11 protein-coding genes are annotated in these 11,559 nt (G+C 42.1%); 7 read left to right on the forward strand and 4 right to left on the reverse strand.

What is annotated here, in order from left to right:
* Window positions 1–95: 95 nt before the first annotated feature.
* Entirely contained in the window at window positions 96–842 is a 747-nt protein-coding gene (locus tag CWC18_RS18585) for a hypothetical protein (RefSeq protein WP_138592226.1), read from the reverse strand.
* Window positions 843–1,497: 655 nt separating this feature from the next.
* Here CWC18_RS18585 and rsmF point away from each other — a divergent pair.
* Entirely contained in the window at window positions 1,498–2,943 is a 1,446-nt protein-coding gene (gene rsmF, locus CWC18_RS18590) for a 16S rRNA (cytosine(1407)-C(5))-methyltransferase RsmF (protein ID WP_138592227.1), read from the forward strand.
* Between the two features lie 270 nt (window positions 2,944–3,213).
* On the opposite strand, the gene CWC18_RS18595 is transcribed toward rsmF, so the two are convergent.
* From CWC18_RS18595 to CWC18_RS18605, 3 genes are read right to left on the reverse strand one after another with little or no spacing between them, the layout of a single operon-like run.
* On the reverse strand, window positions 3,214–4,716 hold the full coding sequence (locus tag CWC18_RS18595; protein WP_138592228.1) for an aldehyde dehydrogenase (NADP(+)): 1,503 nt from the start codon (window positions 4,714–4,716) through the stop codon (window positions 3,214–3,216).
* 25 nt (window positions 4,717–4,741) lie between these two features.
* The gene (locus tag CWC18_RS18600) at window positions 4,742–5,743 is read right to left on the reverse strand and encodes a 4-hydroxyproline epimerase (protein ID WP_138675863.1); all 1,002 of its coding nucleotides are present in this window, start codon (window positions 5,741–5,743) and stop codon (window positions 4,742–4,744) included.
* A 4-nt stretch (window positions 5,744–5,747) separates the two neighbouring features.
* The gene (locus CWC18_RS18605) at window positions 5,748–6,662 is read right to left on the reverse strand and encodes a dihydrodipicolinate synthase family protein (protein ID WP_138592230.1); all 915 of its coding nucleotides are present in this window, start codon (window positions 6,660–6,662) and stop codon (window positions 5,748–5,750) included.
* 252 nt (window positions 6,663–6,914) lie between these two features.
* On the opposite strand from CWC18_RS18605, the gene CWC18_RS18610 reads away from it, so the two are divergent.
* From CWC18_RS18610 to CWC18_RS18635, 6 genes are all read left to right on the forward strand, one after another.
* Window positions 6,915–8,156, forward strand: a complete 1,242-nt coding sequence (locus CWC18_RS18610) for an NAD(P)/FAD-dependent oxidoreductase (protein ID WP_138592231.1) — start codon at window positions 6,915–6,917, stop codon at window positions 8,154–8,156.
* Window positions 8,157–8,164: 8 nt separating this feature from the next.
* Complete coding sequence (locus tag CWC18_RS18615; RefSeq protein ID WP_138592232.1) at window positions 8,165–9,385, forward strand: M24 family metallopeptidase; 1,221 nt, start codon at window positions 8,165–8,167, stop codon at window positions 9,383–9,385.
* A 114-nt stretch (window positions 9,386–9,499) separates the two neighbouring features.
* On the forward strand, window positions 9,500–9,703 hold the full coding sequence (locus tag CWC18_RS18620; RefSeq protein ID WP_138592233.1) for a ParD-like family protein: 204 nt from the start codon (window positions 9,500–9,502) through the stop codon (window positions 9,701–9,703).
* Window positions 9,696–10,484, forward strand: a complete 789-nt coding sequence (gene map / locus CWC18_RS18625; RefSeq protein ID WP_138592234.1) for a type I methionyl aminopeptidase — start codon at window positions 9,696–9,698, stop codon at window positions 10,482–10,484. Before CWC18_RS18620 ends, map begins: the two co-directional genes overlap by 8 nt.
* A gap of 236 nt (window positions 10,485–10,720) precedes the next feature.
* Complete coding sequence (locus tag CWC18_RS18630) at window positions 10,721–11,002, forward strand: hypothetical protein (RefSeq protein ID WP_138592235.1); 282 nt, start codon at window positions 10,721–10,723, stop codon at window positions 11,000–11,002.
* A gap of 90 nt (window positions 11,003–11,092) precedes the next feature.
* Window positions 11,093–11,413 (forward strand): hypothetical protein, encoded by a 321-nt coding sequence (locus CWC18_RS18635; protein ID WP_138592236.1) that lies wholly within the window; start codon window positions 11,093–11,095, stop codon window positions 11,411–11,413.
* The last annotated feature ends 146 nt before the right edge of the window (window positions 11,414–11,559 follow it).

The raw sequence follows: 11,559 nt of genomic DNA on the forward strand, positions 1-11,559 counted from the left end.
GGAGTGTCCATATATGTCTTCTAAATTTTCCTTAGGCACGAACCAAGCCAAGCTTTATTAGCCCATGCGTTGATGCGTTGATGCGTTTGTTATGTTCATGATTTTAGATTCATGAACCTATGTCCTGGGTACAATTCTTTACAAGCACTTCTCAAATCAGAAAATCGCTTCTCAAGCCCCTCACTACTACTTTTTACATTTTTTTGTAGCACTAAGACCGAGTCATATGCCCCTTTAAATAAGTAATAAGGTAGTGCAGCTTCATATTCACCAACTGTAAATTTTCTATCAAGTATACCTAATTCATACATTTTGGGCTGCAAGTCTTTCAAGTAAAATTCATGCCTAATTTTCAAAGACTCAACAGTTTGTATGAAGCCATCTTGCTGAACAGAGATCTCCATCAGTAACTGAGGATAATCAGTCAAAATAACGGCTATTTCGTTAACATCAATAAATATGTTTTCATTGAAATTTTTCTCAGCAGGCATTTTAAATGCCAGCTCATGCTCATTTGTGAACCTAGATAATAGCTTCTCTATATTTCCTATAGCATTTAGCTGCAACGCGATGTTTAGAAGAGCTTTGTTTAATACCGCCACTTTGTCGGCCACCAATGTTTCTTTCTCACGCTTTTCTTTCGCATGGGTTAGATGGTCATTAAATAGAAAGGCTGCAAACGCACCGACTAAGGCGCTAGTAGAAACGGTAACAATCCGAATTATATGGTCATAATGCTTAGGAACAACGCCTTCTTCAATTGCGATTCCAGATAAATACCACAAATTAAGAAGGAGAAAAGCCAAAGCTACGCCCAAAAATTCAGGCAAATAATTTTTCACGGTTCCCTCCCGAATGAACATAACTATTTAGTATTTATGCAGCACGCTGTTTGTGCTGCAAAATCGCTTGTGGGACTGAGCCACCACCTGCTCGGTGTGTCAGAGTTGGTGTTATTTATGCTATGAGAATTTGCTTTTGGTGGCGTAACTTGTCTCGAGCCTATTTTATCGGCTTGTCTTTCGTGATTAAGCCATCCCTACATTACCCAATACGTTTTATCCTGCCATTAAAGCTAATTTTCGCTGATTTATCAATGATATTTTCACCGCGCACGCACTTTTCTAACCCGAGCACATAAGCAGGTTAACCCGTTGATTTAATTCAGCAGGCTCTGCTGCTAGCTCGTTCGTGCTAATTTCATGATCTCTTCACTTAAATTAATGATGAGACGGCACTATCACTTAGCAAATTATTAATGTTAACGCGTTAAACCAAAGTACGATTATACGGTGACCACTTCCTCACTTTATTCTTCATTTCAAGACATGGGTTAATACACTTAATGACCTGATCGCAAACAGTCAAAGAAATACGATGACTAAAGAGGCAACGCCTAACCAGTATGGCAATTTGAACTTTGAAAACCCTTTAAGCCATTATCATGCGGTGTTAAAATTGGGGTAATTTAATCAAACCTGTAATACAGAGCGCCACTTGGACAGTAAAACGTATATTCCTGAAGCATTTATCGACGACGTAAAAACGTACCTTCCTACTCACCTAACACTCGACGATTTTTTGCAAGCTTGCAAAAGTCCGCTCAGGCGTTCGGTCAGAGTGAATACGTTAAAAATGTCAGTCAGTGATTTTAAGAACTACTGCGCTGCATATGATTGGTCCATTGAGCCGGTACCATGGTGTGATAGCGGCTTCTGGCTTACTCGCTCTGAAACAGAAGAACAAAACCTGCCTATCGGTAATACCGAGCTGCACTTGAGTGGATGTATTTATGTACAAGAGGCCAGTTCAATGCTGCCACCTATTGCGCTAAAACACGCCCTTGAAGACAGTAAAACTGTGTTAGATATGGCCTCCGCACCCGGTTCTAAAACGTCACAGTTAAGCGCCATGATGAATAACAAAGGCGTACTCATTGCCAATGAACTGTCTTCATCACGCCTTAAAGTATTGGCTGCTAACATGAAGCGTATGGGAATAGCCAATTGTGCGCTCTCTCATTTCGACGCAGCGATATTCGGAGATTACATGTATGAATGCTTCGATAGTATTTTACTTGATGCCCCTTGCTCTGGTGAAGGTACTGTTCGAAAAGATGCCGACGCACTCAAAAATTGGTCTATCGAGTCTAATATTGATATCGCTGACGTTCAAAAAAAGCTCATCCGCAGCGCATTTATGGCACTTAAGCCGGGAGGCACATTAGTTTATTCAACTTGTACACTCACGCCGCTAGAAAACCAGCAAGTGTGTGACGAGCTGCTAAACGCATTCCCTAACGCCATAAAAACAGATGACTTATCCTCTCTTTTTCCTGATGCTGCTAGAGCCACAACCCCGGAGGGCTACTTACACGTTTGGCCACAAATTTACGACAGTGAAGGCTTTTTCATTGCGCGCTTTATTAAAACCGCATCAGTAGAAAATACAGCGCAAAAAACCAAGAAAGGCAGCTTTCCGTTCACCATAAGTGAGAAAAAACTACAGCAGCAATTTTTTGACCTCGCAAAAAAACAATTTGGCATAGAACAAACCACCATCTCAGGTCAACTTATGAGCCGCGATAAAGAGCTGTGGCTTTTCCCTGACGGCTTTCACAACGTTGAAAATAAAATTAAGTATTCCCGCATGGGGATTCAAGTTGGCACAACCCATAAAAACGGCATTAGACTAGAGCATGAATTTGCAACCGCACTAGGCAAATTAGCACGTAAAAATAGCTATGCTATGTCTCAAAATGAAGCCAAAGATTATTTCAATGGTAAGGATATTCGCCTCAATTCACCAGTAAATGTAACTGGCGAGGTGATTTTAACCTTGTGTGGCGCGCCTGTTGGTCTTGGCAAATGGCAAAAGCAAAAAATTAAGAATAGTCTGCCACGAGACCTAGTCAGTGATAGCCAGTTGATAACTTGGGTATAACTTGAATATATCTTTTCTGTTTTTTTAGAATATTTATTTATATAAACCACAACCACCTGAAAAATATAAATTTTAAATATATTGCGGTTGTTTGTAATTTTTATGAAAAGTTAACTACACTTAAGTAACTTTCTACTTCTCCCTTACAGTTGAAAGGTGTTTTGAAGTAACGCTTTGGCTCCATTGGAGCTACCCCCTAAGCCCAGAGCAAGCGAGTGCACTGGGCATTTTTTTGTGTAAAAACTAAAAAAAACAATTACGTTTGTTACATTAATTGGCTTTTTGTCGGCAAATTGGTCGTAAAAAGCGCAGCATTGCATTTAATCCAACAGAAGTGCTCCTCACATCGGTTGATGAAGGGTAAGGTCCGCCATGATTCATGGATGAGCACACTTCGACTCCCGTTGGCATTTGGTTTTCAATAATACGCCCTACTTTGTATTCAAGCGCCTCAATTAACACCTCGGCTTTACGCAGATCTGCAGGAGTGCCATGCACCGATGCGGTGAGTTGTCCATCAAGAGACTCGACTAATGCCAGTAATTGAGCGGGTTTATCATAGGTGACAATCATGGCCATTGGACCAAATACTTCCTCATGGAGCGCTTTATTGGCCAAGAATGTGTCTATATCTGTGGTAAACAAATGTGCATTCGCATGATGCGACTCATTGAGTACACCTTCAGCCAACAACGTCACCTCATCTGACTGTTTTAGTTCAGCAATGCTCTGCTTAAAGCTCGATACAATATTTGGCGACAGCAAGGTATCTGACTGGCTCGCTTTGATATGCTCTACAGCTTGCTCGATAAAAGCCGAACTTGCCGCCGGCACCAGCCATAAACCCGGGCTGGTACAAAACTGTCCGTTACCCATTAACAATGCTTGGCAAAGCTGGCTTGCCAATGAGTTACTGGCTTGTGCTATTTGCTCTTTTAATAAAAATTGCGGGTTGATACTACCGAGTTCCCCGTAGAAAGGGATCCGCTCTTGACGCGTGCCTATGGTCTCTAATAATTTTTGAGCCACCGAAAACGAGCCAGTAAAACCGATTGCTTTGACTTGTGGTGCCGCAACCAATTGATGAGCAAGGTCATATCGCTTTGCCTGGACCATAGAGAACACCCCTTTTGGCATCTCACACTTCTCAATGGCTAGGCTAATGGCACGTGCCATTAACTCGCTTGTGATCGGGTGTGCTGTGTGACTTTTTGTTATGACACTGCACCCCGCAGCTAACGCGGCAGCGGTGTCGCCACCAAGCGTGGAAAACGCATATGGAAAATTTGATGCGCCAAACACCCCAACCACACCCAGAGGGATATAATCAAGTTCGGTATTCGGCTTAGGCAGTGGTGTGCGCTCAGGTACTGCCGCATCTGTACAGCCAAAATTGGCAATGCTCTTGTGGCTGCCCTCTAAAGCTTGAGCAAACGCCCTTAATTGCCCCATTGTCCGAGCTCGCTCACCTTCTAGCCGCGCCACTGGCAAATTTGTTTCTTGATGCGTTGTATCTATTAAGAGGGTACCAAGCGCTTCTATTTCATCCGCAATGGCATGTAAAAACTCAGCCCTTTGCTGATAACTGGTTTTTCGATATACCTTAAATGCGCGTTCGGCCTCATTAATTGCGTGTTCCAGCATATCTGAATTCGCCTCGTATACTGGCGTTTCTAGTGGCAAATTCAGCTTTGGTGAAAAGCCATAAAATATTTCTGCCTGTTCAGCTATTTGCCATGAACCTGCAATAAGACTTGCTCCAGTAACTTGCATGTTACCTCCACTCAATTTAGTTGATTTATAAAACTTGAAAGCCGAATGCATATGGATCATCATCATCGACACAAATATTGCTGGTGCCTGTCACTCGTGACCAACCGCGTATACTGGGTTTAATCGCAGCATTGCCTGCCACTTCGGTTACCCCTTCAATGCACCCAACGAATTGGCTGCCAATAAAACTTTCGTGAACAAAATCATCGTTGACTTGCAACTGCCCTTTAGCAAACAACTGCGCCATTCTGGCGCTTGTACCTGTGCCACAAGGCGAACGATCAATTGCCTTATCACCATAAAATACCGCGTTGGCAGCATGAGAATTAGGGTGCGTTGGTTTACCCGTCCAAAGTACATGAGATGCACCATGAACGGTGGTGTTTTCTGGGTGTACGCAGTCTACAGTTTGATTAACGACATTGCGTACTTGTGGGCTAAACAATAAAATATCACTGGCATGCCACTGTTCTATTCCGGGGAAGTTCTGCTGAGGCTCTACAATAATGTAAAAATTGCCTCCATAAGCAATATCAACGCGCAAAGCACCAATACCAGGTACTTCAATATCGACATTCTCATATGCCAAAAATGAAGGAACATTAAATAACTTAACCCATTCAACTCGGTTTCCTTGCTTTGCATAGTGAGCATTGACTCGACCTGCTGGGGTATCTACTTTGATCCGCCCTGCTTGCTCGGGGTGCAATAAACCCGCTTGTAATGCAAACGTCAACGTACCAATTAAACCATGGCCACACATGGGTAGGCATCCTGATGTTTCAACAAATAACACACTTAGATCCCCATCAACTGTCGTTGGCGGGTAAATAAATGCCCCAGACATCATGTCGTGACCACGCGGTTCAAACATTAAAGCTTGGCGGATCCAATCAAAATTAGCCATAAAATGTTGACGCTTTTCACTCATCGTGGAACCCTTTAAAATAGGGTGTCCACTGGTGATCAAGCGCACAGGGTTGCCACATGTGTGGCCATCAATACATGAAAACGTCCCTTTGCGCATGGTGTTAATCCAAATTGAACTTTGACAAGTCAATACGACTCGTCATTGCATCATCATAGAGTGCACGGACCATGGCTTTTTCACTCTCTGGTAACGCTAATCTCGGTGAGCGCGTTACTTCAGAACCACGGCCAGCCAATGATTCAGCATATTTAATACACTGAACAAGCGTTGGGATTGTGTCTAATCGCAGTAATGGTAAAAACCAGCGCCAGATCTCTTTTGCTTCTTCATAACGACCTTGACGCGCAAGCTCATAAATCGCGACCGACTCTTTTGGAAATACATTGGTTAAACCCGAGATCCACCCTGTTGCTCCCAACATCAAGCTTTCAAGGGCAATATCATCAACGCCACCAAATATAATGAACCGATCACCAAAGGCACTTTGCAGCTCAGTAATACGACGCGTATCTTCCGTGGCTTCTTTTACAGCAACAATATTGCTTTCTTGCGCCAGTACCTTCATTCCCTCTATAGAAACGTCAACTCCATACGTGATCGGATTGTTGTAAATCATCACAGGCAATGACATAGAACGAGCGATTTGTTGATAATGATGAACGGCTTCACGCTCTGTAGAACGGTATACCATACCAGGGAGTACCATTAAGCCATCAATCCCCAATTTCGCTGCATCTTGACAAAACTCAATGGCAAACTGGGTGGTTGTTTCAGCAACGCCTGTGAGTAAAGGTACTCTGCCCGCTACACATTCTTTAGCTGCCTTTAGCACCGCACGTTTTTCTTGTTGACTCAAAGAACAGTTTTCTCCAACCGTGCCCAAAACAATAACCCCATGAACACCTTCATTGATCAAAGCGTCAATCATATTAAGCGTGGTATCAAAATTAATGCTGTTGTCATCGTTAAATTGTGTCGTGACTGCTGGGTAAACCCCCTGCCAAAGTGTGGTCATGATCTTTCCTCTGTTGGTTTTAATGTTTACCATCTTAAGTATATTGTATACAATAATCAATATCCAAATTAGACAAATCATATTCAAAAAAAATAAGCCCCATAAACCTCACAACGAAAACAAGGTTAAAGCACTGATATGTATATCTTATTTACAAGTCAACAATTTAAGAAAACGTATGTAGCGTGTCGTTTAACAAGATGCAATCAGGTATACGCAGTGTGTTATAACAGTAATAGATAGGAAAATTGCATGTCCAATCAAGTAAACATCGCAGTCATTGGGGCCGGTATTGTGGGCCTATGTACCGCCAAAAAATTGCAAGACCAAGGATATTCCGTCACCATTTTTGACCAACAAGGTATTGCACAAAAATGCTCAAAAGGTAACGCAGGACATTTCGCTACCGAGCAAGTCTTTCCCTTAGCGCAAGCCAGTTTACTGACTAAAATCCCCAGTATGCTATTTAGTCAAAATGGACCATTAAAAATAGATTGGCGTTACTTTCACTGTGCTTTACCTTGGTTTTGGAAGTTTATTACCAATATGCGTTCAGCCAAGCTCATAGCAAACACCAAAGCCCTCAAAGCGTTAAATTTTTCGGCCCTATTGGCTTATCAATCACTACTGGGGAGAAAAGATTTTGCGAAATTAATTACGCTTAATGGAAGTTTACTCACCTTTGAAGATACCACGCGCAGTGATATCAATAAGATCTACCAACAATACAAACACCAAGGCGTTGCGGTAAAGTGGCTTTCGGGCAATGAAATATTTTCATTAGAACCTAGTCTAAATAGGCAAATAAAAAATGCGCTTTTATTTACCGATGTCGGCCACAGCGTAGATCCTTATGCATTATGCCAACATATTTATAAACGCTTTAGTGCTGCAGGCGGAAAATTTCAACAACGTGGAGTGTGTGACGTTACCACAAGCGATGATTCTGTAACGCTGAGATGCACAGATCAAAGCGGCGCACAGTTTGACAAAGTCATCGTGTGCACTGGCGCATGGAGTAAGCAGCTATCCCATCAGCTCGGCTTTGATGTGCCGCTAGATACCGAGCGAGGGTATCATGCTATGATCAAACATCAGACTTCTCTGTCGCGCCCAGTTGCATCTGCTGAACGTCAGTTTATTATAACGCCGATGTCCAGCGGCTTGCGCGTAGCAGGTACGGTAGAATTTGCAGGCCTAGATGCGCCAGAAAACCATCAACGTACCGATGTATTAATGGAGCATGCCGCGGCACTCTTGCCAAGTATTGACAATACCCCTGCGAGTGAAACTTGGATGGGCTGTAGACCTTCTTTACCTGACTCACTGCCGGTGATAGGCCGAAGCCCACATCACCGTAATGTTTATTTTGGTTTTGGCCACCAGCACCTAGGGTTAACGCAGGCCGCTATCACCGCTGAATTATTAGCACAACTGTGTAATAGTGAAGTACCAAGTTTAGATTTAACCCCCTATCGAATTGATAGATTTTAGGAGATGTTATGACAACAATCGGTGTCGGCATACAAAGCCAACAACAAGCGCTAGATGCGCTTACCAATATGACCGAAAATGTGCAAGCTATTAGTTATGATGAATACTTGCAGCGTATTGAGCATGCGCAAACGTATATGAAACAACACAACATTGCAGCAATCTATCTTAATGCGGGCACAAATCTTACCTATTTTACAGGCATGAAATGGTATGCAAGCGAGCGAATGGTTGGTGCAATTTTACCTGCCGAAGGTGAAGTACAGTTTATTGCCCCTACCTTTGAAGTAGGTACACTGCTGGATTACCAAGAGATCAAAGGTCCTATCCACACATGGCAAGAACATGAAAGCCCATATAAATTATTTGCTGTTGTATTAGTCGAGCTTGGCATTACTGACAATGCAGACATTGGGATAGATGAAAGCACTGCTTTTTTCATTTTTGATGGTATTCGTCAAGCAGCCCCACAGCATACATGGATAAATGCCGACCAAGTCACCGCTTATTGTAGAATGCATAAGTCAGCGCATGAACTGAGCTTAATTCAGTGCGCAATGGACATGACTTTAGCGGTACATAAAGCAACCGCCAGCATGTTGCATGAGGGAATAACCACGACTGAAGTAGAAGCCTTTATCAATGCCGCTCATAAAAAAGTTGGCGCCACTGGTAACTACTTTTGCATCGTATTATTTGGTGAAGCCTCTTCTTTTCCCCATGGTGTTAAAGAGCCGCAAACCCTTAAACAAGGGGACGTAGTATTAGTTGATACAGGATGCAAAGTTGAAGGCTATTTATCAGATATCACGCGAACCTATGTCTTTGGTGCTCCCTCACAGCGACAACGCACCATGTGGCAACATGAAAAAAATGCCCAAGTAGCCGCTTTCAACGCTGCAAAAATTGGTAAACCGTGTGGCGCAATAGATGATGCCGCTCGTAACTACCTAACTTCTGTCGGCCTTGGCCCTGACTATAATGTACCTGGATGCCCTCATAGAACAGGCCATGGTATTGGGCTTGATATTCATGAGTGGCCTTATTTAGTGCGCAATAACCCTCAGCCACTGCAAGCTGGTATGTGCTTCAGCAATGAACCTATGCTGGTTATACCTGATGAATTTGGTATTCGCTTAGAAGATCATTTTTATATGACAGAAGCCGGCCCACGCTGGTTTACACAGCCCAGCTACTCTATTGATGACCCATTTGGCCTCAACACTTAGCCCATACATCTAATTCACATCTTTTAATTCTAAAAGCGCTGACAAAATTAGCGCTTTCTTTTTTGATCACAAAAGCATACGATATGCATATAAATCATAACGGAATATATACCCATGGGTATTGTTAAAATATCAGATGAACTTCACGAAGAATTAAGAAATACATCACACGTCATGTCACGCTCTATTAATGCCCAAGCCGAGTTTTGGATCAAAATTGGTAAGTTGGCAGAGCATAACCCAAACAAAAATTTCGCTGAATTGATCCAAGCAGAATTACACAAACAAGTACACAGTGAGACCGATGTAAATGACTGACGTTTCTATTAAAAACGCGCAACAAATTGCATTAATGCGCGCCTCTGGTAAGTTACTCGCACAAGTTTTTGTTATGCTTGATAACTATGTCCAGTCTGGTCTCTCTACCATGGAGATAAACGACACCGTTGAGCGCTTTATTGTTGATGAGTTAAATGCCCGGCCAGCCTCCAAAGGTCAATATGGGTATCAATATGTATTAAATTGTTCCATTAATGACGTGGTATGCCATGGTGTACCGAGTAAAAGTCAAATCATCAAATCCAGTGATATTATTAACCTTGATATTACGCTTGAAAAAAATGGGTACATTACCGACTCTAGCAAAATGTATGTCATGCCTGACGCAAGTATAGAAGCAAGAAAGCTCGTCAATGACACAACTGAAGCTATGTATAGTGCCATTAAATTGGTAAAGCCTGGCGTACGATTAGGTGATATTGGTCATGCTATTCAGAGTTTTGCGCATAAAAAAGGCTACAGTGTTGTACGTGAATACTGCGGCCATGGCATTGGTACTGAGATGCATGAAGCACCCAATGTACTTCACTACGGAAAACCCAATACCGGCATGCAACTCAAGCAAGGTATGACCTTCACAATTGAACCTATGATCAATCAAGGCAGTGCGAAAATAAAGACCAAGAAAGATGGCTGGACCGTTGTAACCAAAGACAAAAAGCTATCAGCTCAAGCTGAGCATACTATTTTAGTCACTGAAACTGGGTTTGAAATACTCACATTACGCCCAGAAGAAATAAACCTCTCCTCGATGACTTGACTGTGAATGCATTAGAGCGGATATAAATTCATTATATCCCCTGCTGAATTTCATTTTTATACTAAATAACGTAACGTCACCGCACATTTGCCCCTTACTCATGTGTAATTCACCCTAAAAATTCATCACCTAGGGGCAACATAGTAAATTACGGATATTTGTCCTCGATACTCATACACGAAGGTGTTAAATATAATAATACTATCTAGAAATGTGTAGGTAATTACAGATAAGTTATGAACGTAGAACAAGATTTAGCGAAGCTTCATCGTTTAAATAGCATGGTTAATGGGCCACTAAAGCTCGTGATCAATGAAGTGTTAGCAGTTACACCATTGGTCATCGACTGGATCAACGTACAAACCAGTGGCTCAGCCGTTTGCCGATACAAACCCGACAATGTTCGGCAATATGAAGTCCGTTACCAATTTGGTAATATCGGAAATTTAGTGCATGAACTAACCCATGTCGCTGTAAATGAGTCTTATAATCTCGATTTTATCAACTACCCTAACTGAACGTCAATCGACCTACCTGATAGAGAGCTTGATATACTTGGCCGCTGCAAAAATGAAGACTTACGACAAACCAAGCTAATGAGCCAAAGTATGAATGCAGCAAAAAGTGACATACTTATGCGTATTAAAAGCTGGACCGATGCATCAACAGAACTATCATTAGCGCAAAAATCAGACATATCAAACAAACTCATCTACGGTATGATAAACCCTCACAAAGAAACTGATACAGTATTTAATCAAATACTCGTGTGGCTATTCGAATGGGGCTTCCCAATCACAGGGCAATATATCAATAAGCCAGTTGTAAACGCACTATATGAAGAGCTTAGCACCGTTGTAAAAGCGACTCACTTAGAGAGAAAAAATAGCAGACTGTGCAACAAAATAAGGGAAAAATTAAATGACTAGGCTAGATATACCCAAATATTGCAGACAAAGGTAAAACTGATAAATAGACTGGGAGTTAACCATTTAATCAACAAGGCCTAAGCCAACTTAAACACTAACAATCTGAGACAAAAAAGCCGGCATTTGGCCTAATGCCAGTCAGTTAA

Origin of the sequence: Pseudoalteromonas aurantia (genome assembly GCF_005886875.1) — a bacterium.
Classification (GTDB): domain Bacteria; phylum Pseudomonadota; class Gammaproteobacteria; order Enterobacterales; family Alteromonadaceae; genus Pseudoalteromonas; species Pseudoalteromonas aurantia_A.